This is a genomic window from Microbulbifer agarilyticus (assembly GCF_019800665.1).
GTDB classification, from domain to species: domain Bacteria; phylum Pseudomonadota; class Gammaproteobacteria; order Pseudomonadales; family Cellvibrionaceae; genus Microbulbifer; species Microbulbifer agarilyticus_C.
This window is the reverse complement of record NZ_JAHVKO010000005.1, coordinates 77987-102910: the sequence shown is the minus strand read 5'-3', so window position 1 is coordinate 102910 and position 24924 is coordinate 77987. Positions and strand designations below refer to the sequence as shown.

The window sequence follows — 24924 nt, the reverse complement described above, 5'->3', positions numbered from 1 at the left end:
CGGTTTGTAAGAAAACTCAAGCAAAGTCTCATGCCATCTGATGTGGTCCGAACCAACGATGATGGGACTAGCCAATGAGTAATCGATATCGCGCATTGTGGATTTCCGATGTTCATCTGGGCAGCCGGGATAGCGAGCCGCAACGGCTGGCGGACTTTCTGGCCCAGAATTCCGCCGATACGGTGTATCTGGTGGGCGATATTTTTGACATGAAAGCCCTTTCCCAAGGCAAGGGCAGCTGGTGTCATGCCTCCTCCTTGCTGCTGGGAATGCTGTCGGAACTGGGCAGTAACACCCCGGAAATCATCTATGTGCCCGGCAATCACGATGCCCCAATGCGCAGCTGGGCGGGCAAGCGTCTGGGCAATATCCGCGTCGAGCGCGAATGGACCCACACCACGAACGATGGCAAGCGCTACTGGGTGACCCATGGCGATCAGTTCGAACACCATATCGAAATCAACCCCGTCAGTTACCACATAGGTGATCAGAGCTATTACCTGATGTTGCGTATCAATCGCTGGATCAATTACTGGCGCAGTCGTTTTGACAAGCCTTGGTGGTCTCTCGCCAATCACGTGAAGAATCGTGTGCACGCCGCCCGCCGCATGATGAATAAATTTGAAGAAGTCGCGATTCGTGAGACGGCCCGTCGTGGATTCGACGGGGTGATCTGTGGGCACATCCACCGAGCCGGTATCCGTCACAGCGCCTCCAAGGACAGTGCCTGCAAAGACAGCGCCGTGACTTACGCCAACTGTGGGGATTGGGTGGATTCAATGACCGCCATTGTGGAAGAAAAGAGTGGTGCGCTGAACGTATTACACTGGCACCGGACGCCGAAGATTGCCCGTATTATGACTGAGGCGGTGGCCGCATGATTCAACTGGAAAACCTTTTACAGAAGAACCCCTGGTACAGTGCTGCGCCGAGAAGCCCGACGCGCCGATTGATGTCCGCCACGGTAAAAAAAATATGTTGTGAGCAGCAGCTGCAACAGTTTGGCAAGGACTTCCCCCACCTTGGGGGGCTGGACTTTATCCGCCAAGTATTCCGCTCCTTTGATTTCCGTTATGACGTCAATCTGGCGGAACTTGAGCGCATTCCTACCACCGGCCCGTTAGTGATTGTGTCCAATCACCCACTGGGCAGCCTCGATGGACTGGCGCTGATCGACCTGGTCGCGCGTGTTCGTAAAGACGTGAAGGCGATTGCCAGTCAGTTGCTGTGGAATATTGAGCCGCTGCGCAGTTATTTGCTGCCGGTGGATAACTTTAATGGCCGCACCCGCCGCGAGGATGTGGAAGGGATCTACGACTACTTACGTGAAGGCGGTGCCATCATCGTATTCCCTGCGGGTGAAGTATCGCGACTTACACCTCAGGGGGTGCGCGACGGTCGCTGGAATCCAGGCTTTATTCGTTTTGCCGACAAAACCAGCGCGCCTATTCTGCCAGTGCAGGTACGCGGTCGGAATTCCTTGTGGTGGTATGGCCTGTCTATCGTCAACAAACCGCTGTCCACCTTGTGGCTGGTGCGGGAAATGTTCAAACAGGTAAGCCGCGGAATCGACATTCGCGTCGGTACACCAGTGGCACCAGAGCACTATCGGCAGTGGCCAATGACGCCGCGTGCCCAGGCGAAGCTGTGGAAAAAGCAGGTTTATCGTCTGCATAGGAAGCCGGAAGAACTGGCGCCGGAGCCAATTGCTGCGGCTGAAGCGCCGTTCGAAGTTGCGAGAGGCATTGCCAGTTGCGAGACCCTGGTGGCCCACGGGGAGTTCGAGGTAAAGCTGTATCGCCAGCAACCGGACTGTCCGGTAATGCGTGAGCTGTCGCGCCTGCGTGAGATCGCGTTTCGCGCGGTGGGCGAGGGTACCGGCAACAATCGCGATTGGGATGCGTTTGATGCCTGGTATGACCATCTGCTGCTGTGGGATAAGGACCGTCAGCAGCTTGCGGGTGCTTACCGTTTGGTAAGTACGGATGGTTTGGCTGCGGACGAAATCTACTCCACCACTCTGTTCAACTATTCCCGCTCGCCGGAGGAATGCTTACCCAGATCTGCAGAGCTTGGGCGCAGTTTTCTACTGCCTGAGTACTGGCGCAGCCGCGGCCTGGATCTGTTGTGGTGTGGTATTGGTCAGTGGATTTTGCGCAATAACCGACGATTCCTGTTCGGTCCTGTCTCCATGCCCGGTAACTTTTCCCGTCGCGCCAAATCCGCCATTGTTCGTTACTTCCTGCACCATTTTTCCACCGAACGTCCGATGGGAAATGCGCGCCTGCCATTTGTCGAGGAGCGCGCAGATCTACCGGTGCTTTCCGGCTGCGCAAACGAAGATATGCTGCAGCTGAAACATATCCTGAAGGAAGAGGGGGTGGTGTTGCCGCCGCTCTTCAAGAAGTACACGGCGGTTACCACTCCCGGTGGTACCAGCTTCCATGCCTTCAATATCGACCCGGATTTTTGCGATTCGGTTGACGGCCTGGTTGTGGTAGATCTGGAGAAAATGGACTCCAAATTTGCCAGGCGATACCTGACTGCTATCTGATACGGTGTGGCGATGTAGCGGATGTCCCCATTCCACCGTCTGTGGATGACTTCCCATCCGCAACCGGCGCCCTTTTCCCTGTGCGTTGTCGCAGTTCTGTTACCCTTGTGGTTTCTGATCTTTCGCACCCGGGATAACAGCTATGGAACAGTGGTGTCGGAAAGCGCTTCTCATCCTTTCCATGTTGTTTTTTGCGCAGGCCTCAGCGTTTGCGCAGGAAGTGGAGAGTGTAGAGAGTGCAAATAGTGGAGAGAGTGGACAGAGTGCCGCGGCCGATGCGGCAAAACCACACATTGCGCAACTCACCATCGATGGCCCCATCGGGCCTGCGACAACAGACTATCTGATTCGCGCTAGCGACAAGGCACGCGAAAATGGTGCGCGCCTGATTATCATCGATATGGATACGCCCGGGGGGTTGGACGCCGCCACCCGGGACATCATCCAGCACATCCTCGCGTCAGAGATTCCCTACGTTACCTATGTGACACCCGCCGGTGCCCGTGCAGCCAGTGCCGGTACCTATATTTTGTATGCGAGCCATGTGGCTGCGATGACGCCATCGACAACTCTGGGTGCGGCGACACCTGTGCAGATGGGCGGTATGCCGGGGCAGCAGGAACCACCGGGCCAGCCACCGAGAGAAGCTGCAGAGCAGACTTCCAAAGAGGCAGAAGAAGACACTGCGGATACATCGCAAGGCGATGGCGCGGATAAGAGTCCGGACCGTTCCGGAAGCGCGATGGAACGCAAGGTGATTAATGATTCGGTGGCATACATTCGCGGGTTGGCACAGCGCCATGGCCGCAACGCGGATTGGGCGGAAAAAGCGGTGCGCGATGCCGCAACGCTTACCGCGCAGGAAGCGCTGAAAGAGAATGTGATAGACATCGTTGCTGATAACCAACAGGGATTACTGCAGCAGCTGCCAGACAGAGAAATTGTATTGCTGGGCGAACAGCAGAAGATCGCCGCAGATATCGTAGAGTTACCCGTGGTGGCTTATGCACCGGACTGGCGCAACGAACTGCTGTCCCTAATCACTAACCCTCAGATCGCTTATATCCTGCTGTTGATCGGCATCTATGGATTGATTTTCGAAGGCTACAGCCCGGGTGCCATTGTGCCCGGCGTAGTTGGCGTTATTTGCCTGTTGCTGGCGTTTTACGCGCTACAGGTATTGCCAATTAGTTACGCTGGGCTGGCACTGATTGTCGTCGGTGCACTGCTAATTGCGGCGGAGTTTTTTGTGCCGAGTTTCGGCGCCCTCGGTATTGGTGGCGTGATTGCACTGGTGATCGGTTCGGTAATGCTGATTGATAGTGATGTGCCGGGTATGCGCGTATCCAAGACTTTGATCGGATCCATTGCTGCGGTCAGTGGCTTGGCATTACTGGGAATTATGTATGCCATCGGCCACAGCTTGCGCAAACCTAAGGTACCGGCAAATCAGGCGATGGTTGGGCGCACCGCCATTGTTGACGAAGTGCGACCGGAGCTACTGGTAAAAGTCGGTGGCGAGATCTGGCGTGCTCGCTGTGACGAGCCGCTAAGCGAAGGGCAGACAGTGCGGGTGACGTCTGAACAGGGTTTGATGTTGCAGGTGGAACCACAGTAATCAGTTTCAACAGAAGTTGTCTGAAATAAGCAATTTAATTAAATAGTCAGGGAGAGATGTCTATGGTCAGTTACTTTGCCAGTCTGCTGATACTGGCGGTTGTCCTGGTAATCATGTACGCGATTCGTATTCTGCGAGAATACGAACGTGCGGTGGTATTTTTTCTTGGACGTTTTCAGGCGGTGAAGGGGCCGGGGCTGATCATCATCATTCCGGTACTGCAGACGATGGAACGTGTGGACTTGCGTACGGTGGTAATGGATGTACCGACGCAGGATGTGATTAGCCGGGATAACGTGTCTGTAAAAGTGAATGCGGTTGTGTATTACCGGGTAATTGATCCACAGTCTGCCATCATCAATGTGGAAAACTATCATGAGGCGGTAAGCCAGCTCTCGCAAACTACGTTACGGTCGGTGCTGGGTAAGCATGAGCTGGATGAGATGTTGTCCGAGCGGGATAAGCTCAATGTGGATATTCAGAAAATTCTCGATGAGCAGACGGATGCCTGGGGTGTGAAAGTCACCAATGTGGAAATCAAGCATATCGACCTGGATGAGAGCATGATCCGCGCGATTGCCCAGCAGGCCGAAGCGGAGCGCTCACGTCGTGCCAAGGTAATTCACGCAGAGGGTGAGGCGCAGGCTGCACTGAAGCTGACCGAGGCTGCCGATCAGCTATCCAAGAATTCGAATGCGATCACGCTGCGGTATATGCAGACGTTGATTGATATTGCCGGAGAGCAGAATTCGACGATTGTGTTCCCGCTGCCGATGGACTTAATTAAGCCGCTTTTGGACCAACAGATGAAACGAGGTGCGTGAGTAGGTTGAAGTCAGTGGTGCCGAGTAAGGTAGGTTAGTGGCGACAAAGCACTGGGTACTTGTTTTCGAAACCGCTATAAATACATCCATGTAAGCTGCGTCGGCGACGTCCATGTCGCCGACGCTTTCGAAAACAAGTACCCAGTACTCTGTCTTCGATTTGAAGAATCGTAATCTATCTAAGCTAGCCACAGCTCATGGATCGATAAAGCACTGAGTTTGTCGCTAAGGTCCAGTGCCGGGGAGGCTTTTCAGGAGCGTCGCAAATCAGGATGTTTGCGCCGCAGCGCCCAGGGATGGGTTCACAGGGGGGCGCCTAGCTCGGTCCCGAAAACCCTTCCCCGGTGCTTTAACGCCCGTGACTCTCCTAAGTGGAGCCCCGGGAGTAATATCACTTCAGTAGCTTTTTAAGCAGCAAAGCAGTAGACCCATCCCATTCTTCCGGGATTTCCCCATCAATGGCCGCATGTACGCCATTGCCAAGCACTTTGCCCAGTTCCACACCCCACTGATCAAACGGGTTGATTTCCAGCAGGCAGCCAAAGGTAAATACCTTGTGCTCGTAGAGTGCCAGCAAACTGCCGAGATGGAACGGATCGAGCTTTTCCACAATCAGCGTATTGCTCGGGCGGTTGCCGGGAACCACCTTGTGTGGTGCCAGCTGGTGGACTTCTTTATGCGTGTGGCCGGAAGCTTCCAGCTCGCGGCGGGCTTCAGCTAGTGATTTACCACGCAGTAGAGCCTGGCTCTGGCTCAGGCAGCAGGACAGCAGCCACTGATGCTGTTCTTTCAGCTCCGAAGTGGGTTCCTTGATGGCAACAAAATCCGCCGGGATCATGTCGGTGCCCTGATGCAAGAGCTGGTGGAAAGAGTGCTGCCCATTACTGCCCTCCGCTCCCCAAATCACTGCACCACTCGGGTAGGGCAGAGGCTGGCCGTCGCGGGTGACGCTCTTGCCCAAGCTCTCCATATCCAACTGCTGCAGCCACGCCGGGAACTTGGCAAGTCGCTGCGCATAGGGGAGAACCGCGAGGCTGCCCGCGCCCCAGCACTGACGGTACCAGAAGTGAATCAGCGCCATCAGCACCGGAAGATTCTGGCTGAATTCCGCTTCCGCGAAATGTGTGTCCATCGCGTTCGCGCCCTTCAGCAGGTCGCTGTATACATCGAATCCACAGGCCAGTGCTACCGGTAATCCGATCGCTGACCACAGGGAGTAGCGGCCACCCACCCAATCCCACATCGGGAAAATATTTTGAGCCGCGATACCGAAGTCCTGGGCGGCAACGATATTGCTGCTCACTGCAACAAAATGCTTCTCCAGATCGGATGCATTACATCCAGCGTCGAGTACCCACTGGCGCGCGGAGAGGGCGTTCTGGCGGGTTTCCAGGGTTGAGAAGGACTTGGAGGCAACGATAAATAGCGTTTCGTCAGCGGGCAGGGAGGCGAGGGTATCGCTGAGGTCGGCACCATCGATGTTCGCCACAAAGTGGGCGGTCAGGTCCTGCTTGTGCCAGGGGCGCAGGGCTTCCCATACCATGCGCGGTCCGAGATCTGATCCGCCGATGCCAATGTTGACCACGTGGCGAATGGTTTTGCCGCTAAAGCCGGTCCAGGCCCCACTGTGTACCTGTTCCACAAAACGGGCCATTTGCGCACGGCAATCGGCTACCGCCTGTTCGTGCTCGGTTTTGGGCTCTCCCTGAAAGCGCAGGGCGGTATGCAAGGCCGGGCGGTGCTCGGTGTTGTTGATGCTGGCACCAGCAAACAACGCCTCGATACTGCTTTTCAGATGCGCGGTATCGGTGTAGTCCAGTAGTTGCTGCAGCGTATCGGCGTTGAGCAGGTTCTTACTGTAATCGAGATACAGGCCGGCAGCTTCGGCACTAAAGGTCTGCGCGCGGTCAGGGTTTGAGGCAAACAGGTCGCGCAGGGACCAGCGTTGTTGATCTTTATGTTGCTGGAGAGCGGCAATTGCGGCAGACAGGGGGAGAGCATCCATGGTCAAGACTTCTTCGCTGAAATAGATAAGTGTTCGGCTGGAAAGCTGCAGATATTAGCGACAAACGGCCGGTGCGGCCAGTTTAGCGACACAGTTAAAGGAGGGCGCAAATAGGGTGCAATTGGCGCGCAATTTCTTTCTGTGATAGATGGCGGGTATGGGAGTGTGGTGCGAGTCGCTGGTGGACGCACAGGTTTAATTCAATCGATGCTGGCTTGCGTCGCCTGTTCCGGGGCTTCTTTCTATGCATTGGAAACCGGAGATTTCCGCGCACAAATTTGTAGACCCAGAAATGCAAAATGCCGCTTCGAAAAGCGGCATTTGCACGATCCTGTTATGAGAGAGTTTACTTAACCACTTTCATACAGCGAACGTTATCGGATGCCATCCAGCAATCCGCGTCCGCAGGACAGGCCATGGAAGTCGGAATTTGTTCTGAGCCCGGTGGGCAGGCGGCCGGCATCGGAGCCGGTGCACAGCAACCTGCGAGGACCAGTGCACAAATAATTCCGGTTAAGTACTTGGCTGGAGTGAAATTCATCCCCTAACTCCTTTCCGTTGATGTTAGTCAATAGCATAGACAATAAAACGTCACCTGTTTGGTGTGCTTTGTAAAAATCTTTTCTACAAACATACCGCCCAATGGAGTGTAATAGGCGCGCGGTTAAAATAGCCGCCACTCATTAATTCAGGATAAAAACACCGCCAGTTTGTCGTCCCAGACGGCCTGAATTTAAAGGGTTAAACGCCATTTTGCGCTTAACCTTTCTCCGCGACGCCGCAGAGTGAGGAATATTTTTTTTCATTAAAGTGAAAATTTAATTTTTTTCTTTCTTGGTGGGGAAAAGCTGCAGAAATTGACGCCAGAAAATTGAAATTTTTTTATTTTTTTGAGTCGCGCTTGGTCGAGGAAAGATGTTTGTCGCGCTGGTTTTCGCGTTTCGGTAAAGCAGGAGGGGATAAAAAAATAAAGGGTGAGGCGATTCGGGCCATTGGGGTGGCCCGGGATCGGTTTAGGTGCCTGACTGCAGGAAGCGGCCAAACGCGACTGCGACGGATTCCTCTCGCTGTGGGTCTCGCAACACCCCTAGCAGGACATTGCGTAGCTCTGGCAGAAACAGGAGGTCTGTCAGCAGCAAGTTGAAGGTGTCTTGAGACTGGCTATCGCTAAGTCGCTCCAGCCACGCTTTGGCGATCTCCGGCTCTACCAGATCTTCGTTACAGCGGCTGCCGATGGCCGCGAGTACTTCCGACTGGTGGGCGGCCCCGGCGGGATTCTCTGTGAGCAACCAATTGAGAAACTGCTGTCGCATGCCCGTTGCAGGGCTGAGCGATATCCCACGTATCACGGCGGTGACAAGGTTGAAGTCCACCGCATCTGAGGCCAGATTTTGTGTGGCGCGGGCGATCAGCGGCTCTACCAGCTGGTGATCAATGGCCTCACTTTCCAGGCACTGGCAAAGAGAGATCAGTGCTGGTGTGGCAAAACGCGACAGGTTTGCGATCAGATTATCGCGCTCCTTTTCCCAGTCCACCGCCAGGTCGGCAAGCCCCTGGAGAGCCAGTTGTTCCCAGGGGAATGCAGCCGGGTCCTTGGCGTAGGCCTTGGCGGCGGGGAAGTGGTCGCTGGCCGCCCTTCGCAGGACTTTGGCGGCCTTGGCGTGGAATACGGCGCGCTTATCCGCAGCGGGTGTGAACATGAGGCCGCTCTCTTCCAGCGCCTGTTGCAGTGCTTTGGCCGGATCATGGCCATTTCCGGGCTTGTGGTGGGCTGGGTCCAGAGCCTTCTGCACACCACCGAGAAAACGATCGCGAATAGGCAGAATTAGTTTTCCCTGTTCATCCAGAGGAAGACGCAGGAACCAAACAGCGGGTTCTGCTGCTCCGTTTTCTTCTGCGGCCTTGGATGGTGACAGCAGTAGCCCACACCACGCTTGGCGCAGGTAAGGGTAGGACCAGGGTGCCGCACCGTCTTCAAACGCGCGTGCGGCCTTGGCAGAAATTGGGCGCACCCGGCGCCCGAGGTCGAACCAGCGAAGGTCAAAGTCGGCTGAAGCAATCAGATCGCTCAGAGTGTTGGCCATGGATGAACTCAAGCCTTTTCTGCATCTTGCAGGGGTTGTTGGGTGCCCAGCGGCATCTGTTTAAAGTGCAGCCAGCCGTAAGCGATGGCCAGCAGCGGGCACAGAATGTTGAACAGGGCGAAAGGCGCGTAGCTGAAGGTGGCAACGCCCAGTGTGGCTGCCATGTAGGCACCACAGGTGTTCCAGGGGATCAGTACCGAGGTGATGGTGCCTGAATCTTCCAAGGTTCGAGACAGGTTCAACCCGTGCAGGCCCTTGCCTTCAAAGGCTTCGCGGAACATACGGCCGGGGATGATGATGGCCATGTACTGGTCGCCGGCTGCCGCATTCATGCCGAAACAGGTAAATACGGTGGAGGTGATCAGGCCGCCAACGGTTTTAACTCCGGAAAGCGCCCAGCGCACGATGCGCTCGAGGAAGCCTGCGCGCTCCATCACACCGCCAAAGGCCATTGCCGAGATAATCAGCCAGATGGTGTTTAGCATGCTGCTCATGCCGCCTTTGGACAGCAGTGACGCCACGGCTTCGTTGCTGGAGGTCGACTTGTAGCCATCGAACAGACTGTGCCACGCGCCTTTCAGCAGGCTTAATGGACCTTCACCGCCCGCCAGCTGGCGGGTGGCGTTGGGTTCGAAAATCATGGCAATCACACAACCCACCAGTGCGCCGATAATCAGGGTCGGGTAGGCCGGGATTCTTCGCCACGCCATAAACAGCAGAAGTGCCAGTGGCAGCAGGCTGACGATGGAAATGCTGAACTCTTCCTGCAGGGCGCCCAGCAGTTGCTGGATATCTTCTGCAGAAGCCTGGCCGGTGTCAGCCATCAGGCCGATTGCCGCGAAGACGATCAGGGCGATGGTGAACGCGGGGATGGTTGTCCACAGCATGTGGCGAATATGCAGGAACAGGTCGTTCGAGGTTACCGCCGCGGCAACGTTGGTAGTGTCCGACAGGGGAGACATCTTGTCACCGAAGTAGGCGCCGGAGATTACCGCACCGGCGGTAATGGCCGGGTTAAGGCCAAGCGCGCCGGCGATTCCCATCAGTGCCACACCCAGGGTACCGGCAGTAGTCCAGCTGGAGCCGATACTGAGGCCGACAACCGCACAGATCACACAGCTCGCGGCGTAGAACCATTCTGGGGACAGCATCTGCACCCCGTAATAGATCATCGAGGGCACGGTACCAGCGAGAATCCAGCTACCGATCAGCGCACCGACCGCGAGCAGGATCAGGATGGCGCCGAATACCAGGCTCATGCCGTGCAGCATGCCGCCTTCCATTTCTTTCCAGGTGAAGCCGTTCTTCATCCCTACCAGGGCAGCAACGCCGGCACATAGCAGCAGGGCAATCTGGTTCGGGCCGTAAGAGGAGTCGGCACCATAGAAGTACACGGAAAGCGAAAGCAGGCCAATGAGGATCAGGAGGGGGATCAGCGCATCCAGCAGACTGGGGTTGCGAGAGTCTTGCGGAGACTCGCTGGAAATGGTGTGACTCAAAGTGAACTCCTAGTGGCTGACAGCAACTTGGCTTGCCCGCTTGTGGCCGGCAGCCTGGTCAGTTTCTTGTTATAAAGCGGCCTATTCTCGTGGCCGGGTCCGGATATGTCTAGAGCGGGGTAAGGGGCGCCGCGAGGAGTTTGGGGGATGGCTGTGGCGCCGCACAGGTGGGCGAATCGGCCAGTGTTACTCCCGGGTCGGGGTTGGCGCTGGCAGTTCGCGGCCGCTTCCGGTATGTTCTGCGCCGGTTTCGCCCGGCAATTCACCTGGTTTTCGATCAGTCAGTGTACGCTGGGCCACAATAAGAATGAGCCAGAGCGCGGCGGGCGCGAACCCTCGGCGCGCTGAAGTTGGCAGGTAGCACTAGTCCATGAATGCGAGAAATATTGATCCCAGTCAGTTCGATGACATCCGCCCTTACCGGGATGACGAGGTGCGCGCGGTCCTGCGCCGCCTGGTAGAAGACCCGGAAATGTCGCGGGTGGTCGCGCACTTCCTGCTTCCCGGCGCTGCTAGCAAGCTGGAGCGTCCGCTTGCGTGGATGGTGCGCCAGCTGGTGCGCTTCGAGTTCCGCAATGCCAAGAATGTCCGCGGCGTGCAGGAAGTCATTGCCAAGTACCTGGACAAGGCGGTCAATCGCACCAGCTGCGGCCTTTCGATCTCCGGGCTCGACACCCTGCCGCGCAACCGCGCCTGCCTGTTCGTGGGCAACCACCGGGATATCGCCATGGACCCGGCGCTGGCAATTCTGTCCATGTACAAGGAAGGGCACGAGACTTCCCGTATCGCGATTGGTGACAACCTGCTGTCCAAGCAATTTGCCACCGATATCATGAAGCTCAATAAGTGTTTCGTGGTGAAGCGCAGCTCCGGCAGCCGTCGTGAGAAGCTGATGGCAGCGACCAAACTCTCCAAATACATCCATCACTCGATCGTCAACGATAACGAGCATGTCTGGATCGCCCAGCGCGCGGGCCGGGCTAAAGATGGGCTGGACCGCACCAACCCCGCGCTGGCGGCCATGTTTGCCATGGCGAAGCCAAAGGATCAGCCTTTCGCGGACTTCTGGCGCGAGCTGCACATTGTCCCGCTGGCGATTTCCTACGAGTGGGATCCCTGCGACCGCCACAAGGCGCGCGAACTCTACATCAAGGAACACAAGGACGAGTACCAGAAGCAGGCCCACGAGGACCTGGGCAGTATTGCCAAGGGTGTGGTGGGCCAGAAGGGGCACATCCACGCGGCATTCGGTACCCCGATTGAAGGCGATTTCAACGATGTCGGCGCCCTCGCGGACGAGATTGATCGCCAGATCATCGGTAACTATGTGCTGCACCCCACCAATATGATCGCCTACGAAAAGATCTATGGTGAGGCGCCCGCGCTGCCCGTGGGCTACCCGCCCAAGCCCTGGAATCCCGAAGAGCACCAGGAAATCCGGGAGAAGTTCGAACAGCGTATGGCGCGGATTGATGAGCGCTGGCGTGACAAGGCCATTCTGGGCTACGCCAATCCCGTGGTATCGCGCCTCGCGTTCGAACAGTAATCGCACGCCACTAATCTCACGCCACTAATCTCACGCCACAATGGCGCAAGACTGAGCAAGCGTGGATAATGGCCGGCTGATATAACCCCTGTGTAAATACAGCCCCAGTGCAAATTCAGCCGGTCCCCAGTGCTCAGCGATAAAGACAAAGAATCCATCCAAAACGCCTACCGTCAGTTCCTCAATGGCCGCGAGCTCAAAGCCCGCTATGGCCAGAAACTGATGATTGCAGCCATCGCCCGTGCCCTTGGCGGCATTCAACGCAATGGCGCCGGCGAGCGCGACCACGGCAAGACCGACGGTGAGCACATCTGTGTGGTAGAAGCCGGTACCGGTACCGGTAAAACCGTTTCCTACCTGCTGGCGGCCATCCCCATGGCAATCGCCCACGACAAAACCCTGGTGGTCTCCACCGCGACCGTGGCCCTGCAGGAGCAGATTATCCTCAAGGACCTGCCGGAGCTGGTGCGTCACTCCGGTCTCAAGTTTGATGTCGCCCTCGCCAAGGGACGCGGCCGTTACCTGTGCCTTTCCAAACTCGATCAGCTCCTGACCGAACTCACCTCCAGCGGTGTGGGAGGCTCCCTCGCCCTGTATGAAGACGAGAAGCCGCAAGTGGATGAGGCTGGGGTCAAGCTGTACCGGGAAATGGCCGACGAATTGGCCAGCGGGCGCTGGGATGGCGATCGCGATAATTGGAAAGACACCCTGGAAGGCGAAGATTGGAGCCGGGTTACCACCGATCACCGGCAGTGCAGTGGTCGTCGCTGCCCGCATGTGAGCAGCTGTAGCTTCTTCCGCGCCCGCGAAAGCCTGGGCAAAAGCCGCGTGATCGTGGCGAATCACGATTTGCTGCTGGCTGACCTGGCACTCGGTGGCGGGGCCATTCTGCCACCGCCGGAAGAAACCATTTATGTGCTGGACGAGGCCCATCACCTGCCGGATAAGGCCCTGAACCACTTTGCCCACCACAGCCGCGTCGGTGCGACCACCGGCTGGCTGGATCAGGCGAATAAAAACCTCAGTCAGATGCTGGGGGAAATTGGCGATGGTGCCGAGCTGGACCGCGCCGGCGAAGAGCTGCCCGCACTGTTTACCTCCGCCAAACAAAAGCTCGAGATGGCCTGGCCGCTGATCGAAGACCTGTGCGAGTTCGAGGAAGAGCGCGGCCGCGGCGGCAATCAGCAATCGCGCAGCGCCCGCTTCCGCTTCGAGGGCGGTGTGGTGCCGGAATCCATGATGCAGCTTGCCGATCAGCTGCGCGAGGACTTCGATGAGATGGAGGCCCTGCTGGGCAAAATGGTGCAGTCCGCCCAGCGCATGATGGAAGACGCCCACAGCCCGGTGCCGATTGTCGATCTGGAGCGGTGGTACCCGATTCTGGGGGGGTGGCATGGCCGCGCCGAGGCCAACCTCGAACTCTGGGCCAACTATTCCCGAGAGGATCAGGGGGCGGTGCCGCAGGCCCGTTGGGTAACCCTGGTGGACTGGGGAGGCTCGTTTGATTTTGAGGTGTGCAGCTCGCCTATTCTTGCGGGCAAGACCCTGGAATACAGTCTGTGGCGGCGCTGTTACGGTGCCGTACTCACATCTGCCACATTGACCGCACTGGGGCGCTTCGATCGCCTGAAAATGCGTGCCGGTACCCCGGATAATGCCAGTTATGAGGTTGTGCCAAGCCCGTTTGATTTCTCCCGCGCGGAGTTGAGCGTGCCCAAAGATGCGGTGGAAGCGAATAATGCAGATCTGCACACCAGCGCGGTGATCGAAGCGCTGCCGGAGCTGCTGGATACCCACGGGGAAGAGGGCGGCTCTCTGGTGCTATTCGCTTCGCGCAGGCAAATGGAGACGGTCTACGAATCGCTGCCCGGAACCTGGCGCAATCGGATTCTGATGCAGGGGCAGCAGTCCCGCCAGCAGCTGCTGGACAGTCACAAGAAGAGCGTCGACAAGGGCGGGCGCAGTGTGCTGTTTGGTCTCGCCAGTTTTGCTGAGGGCCTCGATTTGCCGGGCAATTATTGCCGGCATGTGATTATCGCCAAGTTGCCGTTTGCGGTGCCCGATGATCCTATCGAAGCGGCGCTTGCCGAATGGATTGAGGCCAAGGGCGGTAACCCGTTTATGCAGATCACCGTACCGGATGCCGCGCTCAAACTGGTACAGGCCTGCGGTCGCCTACTGCGTACCGAGCAGGATGAAGGAACTATCTCGCTTTTGGACCGTCGTATCGTGACGAAGCGCTATGGCCGTGCCATGCTGGATTCATTACCGCCGTTCCGGCGCGCTATTAACTGACGATTTACCCGATATGAAGTCCATCTACCCGGATATTGCTACGCTGTTGTTGGAACTGGAAGCGGAACTGCGGCTCCTCGAGTTGTGGGATGAAACCCCACCTAGCCCCGAGGCACTGGCGAGCACCCAGCCGTTCTGTGTGGATACCCTGACCTTTCCCCAGTGGCTGCAGTTTGTATTTTTGCCGCGTATGAGTCACTTGGTGGAGCTGGAACAGCCTTTACCTGAGAAATGCGGTATTGCGCCGATGGCAGAAGAGTATTTTCGTGGGGGCAGTCTACAGGGGCCTGCACTGGTGGCAAAACTGACGGAAATTGACGAGCGATTGGCGCAGGGTTGACGTTGTTTGTCGTTTGATTCATTGTGACCAATTGGTACCATTCTGGTCCGGCTGTCACCTATGTTGATATTTCTGCCATCGCATCAGTGCATCTCACCGCGATACCCACTCCCGAAAAGCGTGGGTATCGGTGCTGTGCAGATGTTAAGTGGATAAGGTAGTATCCGGACTTTGCAAAAATCGGGTAGCAAGGAGCCCTCCCGATCACATACCGCCAGGATTACTTAATAACAGTACACAGGGCCGTCATGCGCGCCCTAAGGTAGTAATAAAGCAGATGCGGTTTTTGCCCTTAATTTCCCTTTTGCTGATGAGCCAGGTGCTCGTCGGCTGCGAATCGCTGTATTCCCGCGCGCCGGCTGCTGCGCCGGAGACAGTGAATGTATTCGAAGACACCCCGTCAGCCGCTGATGCGGCAGCCCTACCTGGCCAGTGCCCACCGGTCCAGGCCGTGGTGTGTGCCGAGCCTGAAGTCAAAGTGGTTGAGCGAGTGATCGAGCGCAAGTTCGAGACCATCGTGGAAGTACCGGTGGCCAAAGACAAATTGGTGCTTGGTTCACAGGAGTACGCGACGGTTGAGCCCGGTGATTTGCGTTTAAAGGCGCAAATCGATACTGGCGTGGCCACCAGCTCTCTCCATGTCGAGGAACTCACACGGTTTGAGCGGGATGGCAGTGACTGGGTGCGCTTTAACGTGTCCAATGGCGAAGAGACCGAGGCGGCAAAAATTGAGCTGCCCATCGAGCGGCACGTGCGCGTAGCGCGCCCGGGCTTTGATCGCCAGCGCCGCCCGATTGTGAATATGAGCCTTACCATTGGTGATGTTACCCACATGGTCGAGGTGAACCTGGTGCAGCGCGGTGATTTTGACTTCCCGCTGCAGGTAGGGCGCAACTTCCTCAAGGATTCCGCCGTAGTTGATGTGAGCCGCAAGTTTGTTCAGGGCAACGGTCAACTGCCAATCGTCAGTAAATAGCCCAAGGGAATCACACTAATCCCGATAAATGTGTCGCGTTTAATGGCAGAATTAATGGCATTCGGCAGAATACGCCGCTAAATTCTGCAAATTATCTTGATACGGGGAATGGCGAATGTCGCCACGGGCTCAGGTCTATATTCTGGCTGCGCTGCTCACATTGATGGGCGCCGGCCTTACTATCTATAAAAACGTCGAACTGGGCTTTCCGCTGCTGCCTGGTGAATACCGCACCGTCTGGACCATTGAGGCCAAGGTAGGGTTTACCGCAGACGGCGGCCCGGCCAAGGCCGCGCTCACCCTGCCAAGGGAACAGCGCAATATGGAAGTGCTGGGGGAAACCTTCAGCTCTTCCGGCTACGGTTTCAATATCATTCAGGAAGACGACGAGTATCGCGCGGTCTGGGCCAAGCGCGAGGCCAGTGGCCCCCAGTCTCTCTTCTATCAGCTCGATGTACACCAGACACCGGGCGCGGCACTGGAACAGCCCCTGGATATGAGCACCAAAGTGGTGAAGCCACTGTTGGCTGCTCGCGAACAGGAGGCGGTACGCCAGGCGATTTACTCGCTGGTAGACACGGCCCGCCAGCGTTCTTCCGACACGCAAACCTTTACCACCGAACTGCTGACCGCCCTGGCTGACCGCCGCAACCAGGACGGCAACATGATTTTCGGCTACTACAAAGATCGCTCTTTTGTCGATGTGGCACTTTTGGTCCTAGCGGCTGCAGATGTTCCTGCGCATCGTATTCGCGGCCTCTATCTGGAAGATGACCGCCGACGCATGTCCCCGGAAGATCTGCTGGAGATATACGACGGCACGCGCTGGGTGGTGTTTGAGCCGCAGACAGGGTCGCCGGGTGTGCCGAAGAACTTCTTTATCTGGCAGCGCGGGGGCAAGAGCCTGCTGGACGTTGAAGGCGGTTATAACTCTCGTGTGACCTTCTCGGTTATCTCCAACGACGTGCCCGCGCGGGACGTTGCCATGTTGAGTACCAGCCAGGAAAAAGAAGCCCTGGTGGATTTCTCCATTTACAGCCTGCCTATCGAGCAGCAGAGTATCTTCAAGCTGATTCTGCTGGTGCCGGTTGGCGCATTGGTGGTAGTGCTACTGCGGGTATTTGTCGGCCTGCGTACCTCCGGTACCTTTATGCCGGTACTGCTGGCGATTGCGTTTATTGAAACCCAGTTACTTACCGGCCTGTCGATTTTCGTCCTGATCCTGATCCTCGGCCTGTGGATTCGCTTCTATTTAAGTCGGTTGAATTTGCTCCTTGTGGCGAGGATCGCCGCCGTCGTGGTGACGGTGGTGATCCTGATGGGCGCAATCAGTGTGATCAGTTACAAGCTGGGCATTGAGCAGGCGCTGACGGTCACCTTCTTCCCGATGATTATTCTGGCCTGGACCATCGAGCGGATGTCGATTGTGTGGGAGGAAGATGGCCCTTACGAGGTTCTGATTCAGGCGGGTGGCAGTCTGCTGGTGGCGGTGATTGCCTGGTGGGTGATGACCAACCGCTATATCGAGCACTGGACGTTTAACTTCCCTGAACTGCTGCTGGTACTGCTGGGCGTGATTATGATCGTCGGTAACTACACCGGTTTCAGGCTGGCTGAACTGGCGCGCTTCCGCCAGCTGGTGCGCTAATGCATCTGTCCTATCTGTTCCGCGGTGGACTGGTCTCGCCCTTCGCGCTGAATCGGCGTGGCGTGCTTGGCATGAATGCGCGCAATGTAAATTACATTGCGCGCTACAATGACCGCGACAAATACCCGATCGTCGATGACAAGCTCAATACCAAGCGCCAGGCAAAGCGTTACCGCATTCCCGTGCCGGAATTGATTGCTGCGTTTGAAACACAGCCAAGCCGCAGAAGGGTAATGGGGGTGATCGAGCCGCTGGACAAGTTTGTGATCAAACCGGCGCGGGGCTCTGGTGGCAAGGGTATTCTGGTGATTGTCGGGCGCGACGGCGACGACTATTTAAAGCCCTCGGGAGCCAAAGTTACCGCGCTGGATATTCAGCGTCACGTGAGCAATATCCACAGTGGCCTGTACAGCTTGGGCGGTAAGCCGGACCGGGTGATGATCGAGGCGCTGGTGGATTTCGATCCGGTGTTCGACAAGTATTCCTATGAGGGCGTGCCGGATATCCGCGTGATTGTGTTTCGCGGTTATCCGGTTATGGCCATGCTGCGTTGCTCTACGCACGTTTCCGATGGCAAGGCGAACCTGCACCAGGGCGCCGTGGGCGTGGGGGTGGATCTGGCAACGGGTAAATCCTGCCATGCGGTGCAGCACGGTGTTCGAATCGACCAGCACCCGGACACGGAAATGCGTTTTTCGGACCTGGAAGTGCCGGACTGGAAGGAGTTGGTGCGACTTGCGGCCAGTTGTTATGAGATGACCGGTCTCGGGTATCTCGGCTGCGACATTGTGCTGGACCGCCGGCGTGGGCCGCTGTTGCTGGAAGCCAATGCGCGCCCCGGCCTCGCGATCCAGATCGCCAATGGTGTTGGTCTGCGCACGCGCCTGGAGCATATCGAGAAGATGGATCTTGAGCAGTTGGAAAAGGGCGTGGATGAGCGAGTGGCCTACTCGATGGATTATTTCGCGGCCGAGCCGATGGGATAATTGACTAAACGGTTGAGAAACCGAATCGGCTCATCTAGTAAATTTAAATGAGTGCATAAAAAAGGCGAGCTAGAAGCTCGCCTTTTTTGTTCTGAAGAACCGGGAATGTTACAGGTTCTTCAGAGACTCCAGCTGTTCCGCAAAGCGCGTGCGCGCGCTTTCCAGATCGGCCAGTCTTTCCTTTTCCTTGTTCACCACCGCTTCCGGTGCCTTATTCACAAAGTTCGGGTTTTTCAGCTTGCCGGCAACACTGGCGAGGTCCTTGTCCAGCTTGTCGAGTTCCTTCTGAACCCGCGCGCTTTCCGCTTCCACATCGATCAGTCCTGCCATTGGTACCAGCAGCTCCAGCTCGCCCACCAGTGCAGTGGAGGAGGCTGGCGCTTCCGCACCGGCTTCCAGAGATTCGATGGATTCCAGGCTTGCCAGCTTGGTCAGCAGGCTGCGGGTCTGCTTCAGCAGTTCTTCGTCGCGTTCGGAACCGTTGCGCAGGATCAGCGGGATTTTCTTCGCCGGGGAAATGTTCATTTCACCGCGAATATTACGTACGCCTTCGATCACACCTTTCAACCAGGCGATCGCCGCTTCGGCATTTTCGTCGATGCGGTGCTCGTTGGCTTCCGGGTAGGGCTGCAACATGATGGTGTCGCCGGCCTTGCCCGCCAGCTCTTTAGCGCGCTGCCAGATTTCTTCAGTGATGTACGGCATCAGCGGGTGCGCCATGCGCAGGATGGTTTCCAGCACGCGGATTAGTGTGCGGCGGGTACCTTTTTTCACTGCGTCGCTGGCGTTGTCGTCCCACAGTACCGGCTTGGAAAGCTCCAGGTACCAGCTGCAGTACTCGCTCCACACGAAGTCGTACAGCGCCTGGGAGGCCAGGTCAAAGCGGTAGCTTTCGATGGCTTCCTTGACTGCAATTTCGGTGCGCTGTAGCTGAGAAATAATCCAGCGGTCGGCGATGCTCAGTTCGAAGTCTTCGCTGCTGTCCTGCCCGCAGTCGTGGCCGTCGCAGTTTTGCAAAACATAACGGGACGCATTCCAGATCTTGTTACAGAAGTTGCGGAAGCCTTCGATACGGCCTACATCAAACTTAATGTCGCGGCCGGTAGAGGCCAGCGAGTAATAGGTGTAACGCAGGGCATCGGTACCGTAGGCGGCGAGGCCTTCCGGGAATTCCTTGCGGGTCTGCTTTTCGATTTTCTCGCGCAGGCGCGGCACCTGCATGCCCGCGGTGCGTTTGGTCACCAGGCTTTCCAGGTCGATACCGTCGATCAGATCGATCGGGTCCAGTACATTGCCCTTGGATTTGGACATCTTCTGGCCCTGGCCGTCACGTACCAGGCCGTGCACGTATACGGTTTTAAATGGCACTTCCTTCTTGAAGTAGAGGGTCAGCATCATCATGCGCGCAACCCAGAAGAAGATGATGTCGAAGCCGGTTACCAGCACGCTGGTGGGGTGGAACATTTCCAGTTCCGGTGTTTCTTCCGGCCAGCCCAGGGTGCCGAAGGTCCACAGGCCCGAGGAGAACCAGGTATCGAGCACATCGTCGTCCTGGCGCAGCTCGATGTCGCCGAGGTTGTGCTTTTCACGCACGTCTTCTTCACTGCGGCCAACGTATACCTTGCCGTCGTTGTCGTACCATGCGGGGATACGGTGACCCCACCACAGCTGACGGGAAATACACCAGTCCTGAATGTCGCGCATCCAGGAGAAGTACATGTTCTCGTAGTTTTTCGGCACGAATTCAACGCGGCCGTCTTCGACAACCTTGATAGCCTCATCCGCCAGCGGCTGGGTTTTTACATACCACTGGTCGGTGAGCCACGGCTCAATGACTACGCCACTGCGGTCGCCGCGCGGAACCTTCAATGTGTGCGGTTCGATTTTCTCCAGCAGGCCCAACGCGTCCAAGTCATCGACCACCTGCGTGCGTGCAGCAAAACGCTCCATGCCGCGGTATTTCTCCGGCACGTTGTCGTTGAGGTTGGCGTCCTGGTCGAGGATGTTGATCATTTCCAGATCGTGGCGCTGGCCCATCTCATAGTCGTTGAAGTCGTGGGCCGGGGTGATCTTCACGCAGCCGGTACCGAACTCCAGATCGACATAGTCGTCGGCGATGATCGGGATCTCACGATCCGCCAGCGGCAGCTTGATGGTTTTGCCGATCAGGTGCTTGTAACGTTCGTCTTCCGGGTGCACGGCGACGGCGGTATCACCCAGCATGGTTTCCGGACGAGTAGTGGCAACCACAAGGTGGCCGGAACCGTCAGACAGCGGGTAGCGGAAATGCCACAGGCTGCCTTGTTCTTCTTCGTTCAGCACTTCCAGGTCGGAAATCGCGGTGTGCAGTTTCGGATCCCAGTTCACCAGACGCTTGCCGCGGTAAATCAGATCGTCTTCGTACAGGCGAATGAAGACTTCCTGCACCGCTTTGTAGAAACCGTCGTCCATGGTGAAACGTTCGCGGGACCAGTCCGGGCTGGCGCCCAGGCGACGCAGCTGACGCGTGATGTTGCCGCCGGATTCTTCCTTCCATTCCCACACTTTCTCAATGAACTTGTCGCGGCCCAGCTCATGGCGATTCTTGCCATCGGCGGCCAGCAGGCGTTCCACCACCATCTGGGTGGCGATACCGGCGTGGTCGGTACCCACTTGCCACAGGGTGTTGTCGCCCTTCATACGGTGGTAGCGAATCAGCGCGTCCATGATGGATTCCTGGAAGCCGTGGCCCATGTGCAGGCTGCCGGTGACGTTCGGCGGCGGAATCATGATGCTGTAGGGGGTGGCTTCGGTATTACCGGAAGGCTTGAAGTAGTCGTTTTCTTCCCAGGTTTTGTACCACTGTTGTTCGATGGCGTTGGGCTGGTATGTCTTGTCCATGCGCGGGGGAATACCTTGCGTTGTATGGGCTGGCTGCCGGGTCACAATTTCCCGGGCCATTAAAATTAGAGAATAGAGAAAAAGGGGCGGAATTATACCGCTGGGCCGAGGAGGGGCAAATCTTGTGCGTGCTTTGGGGGCCGCTTAATCCTGCTCCGGGTAGATCTCGTCTACCAGGGCCGTGATATTTGCGCGTAGCTGCCGCTCCAGTTCCGGAAGCTGCTCGGCCATAAGCTGCTCGATCAACTTTTCCCGTGCACTGGGTTCTTTTGGCTCACTGCTGCCTTCTGCGGCTGGAGGCTCCGCGGCGGCAGGTGATTCATGCTCTAGCTGCACTGCGGCAGCTTGTGCGTCTGATGTGGCGGCCTCTGCTTTGGGGGAGGAGAGGGCCTGGTTCTCTGGCCGCGGTACCCGCCCGCCGGTGAGGCGCGCACGAATATGTGCTGGCAAGAATGGGTTCTCAACGCCAGTTCCTTGAGAGGCAGGCTTAGTCTTACTGGCCTGTGCTTTGTCCTGGGCTGGTTTTGCGTTATCGGCTTGGTTGTCCGGCTCGATCACAGGGGCACCAGCTGAAGCCGGTGCGCGCTTCTCGGCAGGCTCAGGTACTGGCTCGGACTTTTGGCGTGCCGGGTTTGCCGCGTGCTTCGTGCGTTTTTGCGGGGTGTCGAACAGGCCTGGTTGGAACTCTTCACGTGCTATGGACTTGTTGTCCGCATGCGCCTCAGCGTCTTTCGGTGGCAGAGGCTCCGTGCTCTTTTCTTTTGCCGTCTCTGGCTGAATAGCATTGCTCGACGCTGCGCGTGGAAGGTCTTGCAGAGGGCGCAGTAGTTCACGGTCTGCATCACTCAGTATCGGAGCGTATTCATCGTCCAATTCTTCGTCGATCGGGCTGAACAGAATCGGCAGGTCCGCCTCTTCCAGCGGGCGTGGCTGAGCCTTGGGTGCGCGGGCTGCCGCTGCGGGTTTGGCAGGAGCGGTTTGCTGGGGCTTCGCGGTGTTGCCAGCGGAAGTGGGGGCGGCTACCTGATCCAGCAGGGGAATATCCGCTTCCATGTCACTGCCCAGCAGCTCGTGCAGCGAACTCAGCTCGTTCAGCAGTTCGTGCGGCGGCTGGCCGTGGCGGTGCTTTCTGTTTTTTTTGCGGCCGGACATGGAATTAGGTTCGGGTTCTGATCAGTTGCCAATTTTATGGGATTGTAACGGATATCCGCGGTCGCGGAAGTGACTGTATCGAGTTCTTGACCGTGCCAGGGAGTCGGGATGCTGGCAGACAATCTCGGCTAGCCGGTCGAATCGGCTGAACCAGCCGGGGATATCCGCACACAGGTTGATCAGTAGGCCGTGATGTTGGCCGGGATCTTCGCCGCTGTTGACCTCAATCGCGGCCTGCTGGTCGAGGTTCTGGGGCGCGTGCGGCAGAAAGCTGTCCTCACGAAATGTCCACAGCAGCTCGTCCAGTTGCTTGGCTTGCTCGCCGTTATCCACAGCGATCAGTACCTTGAGGCCATTGCGGAACGCTTTTTCTGCGAGACGACAGGCAAAGTTCTGAATCTCATCGGGATTCTCAGAAGCCAATACGTAAAAATCTATTCGGGTCATGATGGTTGAAAAGAGCTACTTCAGCTATTTGCGAAGGTGACGCTACCGGGGGCAGCTGTGCGAGACCTTCTAAAACAGGGATGTTTTAGAAGAGCCCCCATGGATGGGTTCACGGCGTGTCTCGCACAGCTGTCCCCGGTAGTGGCACCGCCACGCCCCTCGATTCAGAGGGTTAATCTAACCGCTGTGGCGGCCCTACCACCGGTAACGGTTCACAGGACACGCCGTGAACCCATCCCTGGGGGCTCTTCCGCGAGGTCCCTCTCGCGGAAGGTCCTGCGAACCGTTACCGGTGGCAGGGCCTTAGCCCATATTTAGAGCTTCGTTTTTGGGGTTGTTTACTTTTTGTTCAGGATGTATTGCAGCAGCAGCGGTACTGGACGGCCGGTTGCACCTTTCGCGGCGCCGGACTTCCACGCACTACCTGCGATATCCAGGTGCGCCCAGTTGTAGTCTTCGGCAAAGCGGGCCAGGAAACACGCTGCCGTTACGGAGCCGGCCTCCCGACCACCAATATTTTGCATATCAGCAAAGTTGGAGTTCAGCATGGGCTGGTACTCGTCCCACAACGGCATGCGCCAGGCGCGGTCACCACTGGTCTCACCGGCGGCGATTAGGTCGTTAGCAAGCTTGTCCTGGTTGGCGTACAGGCCAGTGGCATGATGGCCAAGGGCGATTACACAGGCGCCGGTCAGGGTGGCCACGTCGATCACCACACTGGGCTTGAATTTGCCCGCCCAGGTCAGTGCGTCACACAGTACCAGTCGGCCTTCCGCATCGGTGTTGAGGATCTCGATGGTTTTGCCGCTCATGGAGGTCACGATATCGCCGGGCTTGCTGGCACGACCGCTGGGCATATTTTCGGCAGCAGCAACAACACCAACCACGTTCACCGGTGCGTTCATTTCAACCAGTGCATTCATTACGCCGAACACGCTGGCCGCGCCGCACATGTCGAACTTCATTTCGTCCATGGCTGCGCCCGGCTTCAGGCTGATACCGCCGGTATCGAAGGTGATGCCTTTACCCACCAGCACGATCGGCTTCTGGCCGGCTTTGCCGCCCTTGTAGTTCATGGCAATCATCGCCGCCGGCTCGTCACTGCCCTTGGCAACGCTCATGAAGGAGCCCATGCCCAGGGATTCCATCTTCTTGTTGTCCAGCACAGTGGTGGACAGTTTTGCATGTTTTTTCGCCAGCGCCTTGGCTTCGCCCACCAGATAGCTCGGGGTACAGATATTGCCGGGGAGGTTACCCAGTTCGCGCGCGACATTGCTGCCGAGCGCCTGGCCACCGCCGAGCTCCACACCTTTTTGCACCGCTTTCAACTGCTTCTTGTCCGATGCATGCACGGTGAACTTCGCCAGTGGGTTTGGCTTGGCATCGCTGTGGCAGCGGGTGAATTTGTAGCTGGCAAGGCCAGCGGCGAGTGCGATTTGCGCGGCCTGCCAGGTGACGTCGGCGTCTTTTACTGACACTTCGGCCAGGTAAGAGGAGGCGTCTTTGAGGGATTTAACGGCCGTGGCGCTGCTGTTGGCCACTTTGCGGAATTCCGCCTGGGAAACAGGGGGCTTCGGGGTGCGCACCAGTACTACGCGCTCGGCGCCACCTTCCACGGTCGGGACCATCAGAGTGCTGCCCGCAGCACTGCCCAGATCGCCGCGTTTCAGGATTTTGCTCAAAAGGCCGCCATTTGCCTTGTCCAGTGCGCTGCCGCTTTCGGTGAGACGGTTCTTGTTGTCGACGGCGAGAATCGCGCAGGCACTGCGCTGTTTGAGAATATCGGTGACCTTGGCGGTAAACTGCATGTAATCGTTTCCTTTATGAATTTTTGCCTGCCGCGGCTTATGTACAGACGAATACTTCGAGCTATTTATTACAGGCTCGGGGGTGTCTTGCTGTCAGTGGGCCAGAGATTGGCTGATGGGCCGAGACATTGCCGGGCTTTTTGGTGATAATGCGCCGCACAAGTTTAACCCGAGAAGGATCGATTTGCTCGGGAACCTCTGAACAGGTGTCCTATTCTGACACTCGCCGATGCCGATAAACCGGAATCGCATTTCAAATCGC

17 protein-coding genes are annotated in these 24924 nt (G+C 57.2%); 10 read left to right on the top strand and 7 right to left on the bottom strand.

All coding sequences use genetic code 11. The features are described 5' to 3' along the window. The first annotated feature begins 74 nt into the window (after positions 1 to 74). The 4 genes from KUV22_RS13130 (at position 75) to KUV22_RS13115 (ending at position 4996) form a co-directional block, all read left to right on the top strand. Complete coding sequence (locus KUV22_RS13130; protein ID WP_222231839.1) at positions 75 to 881, top strand: UDP-2,3-diacylglucosamine diphosphatase; 807 nt, start codon at positions 75 to 77, stop codon at positions 879 to 881. After that, entirely contained in the window at positions 878 to 2554 is a 1677-nt protein-coding gene (locus KUV22_RS13125) for a lysophospholipid acyltransferase family protein (protein ID WP_222231838.1), read from the top strand. Before KUV22_RS13130 ends, KUV22_RS13125 begins: the two co-directional genes overlap by 4 nt. Positions 2555 to 2696: 142 nt before the next feature. Further along, entirely contained in the window at positions 2697 to 4172 is a 1476-nt protein-coding gene (locus KUV22_RS13120) for an NfeD family protein (protein ID WP_222231836.1), read from the top strand. A gap of 62 nt (positions 4173 to 4234) precedes the next feature. Continuing rightward, positions 4235 to 4996, top strand: coding sequence for a slipin family protein (locus KUV22_RS13115; RefSeq protein ID WP_222231833.1), 762 nt, complete (start codon positions 4235 to 4237; stop codon positions 4994 to 4996). A gap of 391 nt (positions 4997 to 5387) precedes the next feature. Here the strand turns inward: KUV22_RS13115 and pgi are convergent, their stop codons facing one another. The 3 genes from pgi to nhaC all read right to left on the bottom strand — a co-directional run bounded on the left by pgi (position 5388) and on the right by nhaC (position 10584). After that, positions 5388 to 7001 (bottom strand): glucose-6-phosphate isomerase, encoded by a 1614-nt coding sequence (pgi, locus tag KUV22_RS13110; RefSeq protein ID WP_222231831.1) that lies wholly within the window; start codon positions 6999 to 7001, stop codon positions 5388 to 5390. 1013 nt (positions 7002 to 8014) lie between these two features. Continuing rightward, complete coding sequence (locus KUV22_RS13105) at positions 8015 to 9085, bottom strand: DUF3549 family protein (protein WP_222231828.1); 1071 nt, start codon at positions 9083 to 9085, stop codon at positions 8015 to 8017. 8 nt (positions 9086 to 9093) lie between these two features. Next, a complete protein-coding gene (nhaC, locus tag KUV22_RS13100; protein ID WP_222231826.1) occupies positions 9094 to 10584 on the bottom strand; it encodes a Na+/H+ antiporter NhaC in 1491 nt (496 codons plus the stop codon). A 370-nt stretch (positions 10585 to 10954) separates the two neighbouring features. Between nhaC and KUV22_RS13095 the strand changes: the two genes are divergently transcribed. The 6 genes from KUV22_RS13095 (at position 10955) to KUV22_RS13070 (ending at position 18375) form a co-directional block, all read left to right on the top strand. After that, positions 10955 to 12130, top strand: coding sequence for a 1-acyl-sn-glycerol-3-phosphate acyltransferase (locus KUV22_RS13095; protein ID WP_222231824.1), 1176 nt, complete (start codon positions 10955 to 10957; stop codon positions 12128 to 12130). 129 nt (positions 12131 to 12259) lie between these two features. Then, positions 12260 to 14425: an ATP-dependent DNA helicase DinG gene (dinG, locus tag KUV22_RS13090; RefSeq protein ID WP_222231822.1), complete on the top strand. Its 2166-nt coding sequence runs from the start codon at positions 12260 to 12262 to the stop codon at positions 14423 to 14425. A 13-nt stretch (positions 14426 to 14438) separates the two neighbouring features. Continuing rightward, the gene (locus KUV22_RS13085) at positions 14439 to 14765 is read left to right on the top strand and encodes a YqcC family protein (RefSeq protein ID WP_222231820.1); all 327 of its coding nucleotides are present in this window, start codon (positions 14439 to 14441) and stop codon (positions 14763 to 14765) included. Positions 14766 to 15042: 277 nt separating this feature from the next. Beyond that, positions 15043 to 15741: an ATP-dependent zinc protease family protein gene (locus KUV22_RS13080; RefSeq protein ID WP_222231818.1), complete on the top strand. Its 699-nt coding sequence runs from the start codon at positions 15043 to 15045 to the stop codon at positions 15739 to 15741. Positions 15742 to 15856: 115 nt separating this feature from the next. Next, a complete protein-coding gene (locus tag KUV22_RS13075; protein ID WP_222231817.1) occupies positions 15857 to 17389 on the top strand; it encodes an inactive transglutaminase family protein in 1533 nt (510 codons plus the stop codon). Beyond that, on the top strand, positions 17389 to 18375 hold the full coding sequence (locus tag KUV22_RS13070; protein WP_222231815.1) for an alpha-L-glutamate ligase-like protein: 987 nt from the start codon (positions 17389 to 17391) through the stop codon (positions 18373 to 18375). The genes KUV22_RS13075 and KUV22_RS13070 overlap by 1 nt, the downstream gene beginning before the upstream one ends. 108 nt (positions 18376 to 18483) lie before the next feature. Here the strand turns inward: KUV22_RS13070 and KUV22_RS13065 are convergent, their stop codons facing one another. The 4 genes from KUV22_RS13065 to KUV22_RS13050 all read right to left on the bottom strand — a co-directional run bounded on the left by KUV22_RS13065 (position 18484) and on the right by KUV22_RS13050 (position 24662). After that, entirely contained in the window at positions 18484 to 21255 is a 2772-nt protein-coding gene (locus KUV22_RS13065; protein WP_222231812.1) for a valine--tRNA ligase, read from the bottom strand. A 144-nt stretch (positions 21256 to 21399) separates the two neighbouring features. Continuing rightward, positions 21400 to 22407 carry a hypothetical protein gene (locus KUV22_RS13060; RefSeq protein ID WP_222231811.1) on the bottom strand — a complete coding sequence of 336 codons (1008 nt, stop codon included), beginning with the start codon at positions 22405 to 22407 and terminating at the stop codon, positions 21400 to 21402. 21 nt (positions 22408 to 22428) lie between these two features. After that, on the bottom strand, positions 22429 to 22854 hold the full coding sequence (locus tag KUV22_RS13055; protein WP_222231809.1) for a DNA polymerase III subunit chi: 426 nt from the start codon (positions 22852 to 22854) through the stop codon (positions 22429 to 22431). 338 nt (positions 22855 to 23192) lie between these two features. Beyond that, positions 23193 to 24662, bottom strand: a complete 1470-nt coding sequence (locus tag KUV22_RS13050; RefSeq protein ID WP_222231807.1) for a leucyl aminopeptidase — start codon at positions 24660 to 24662, stop codon at positions 23193 to 23195. Positions 24663 to 24924 lie beyond the last annotated feature (262 nt).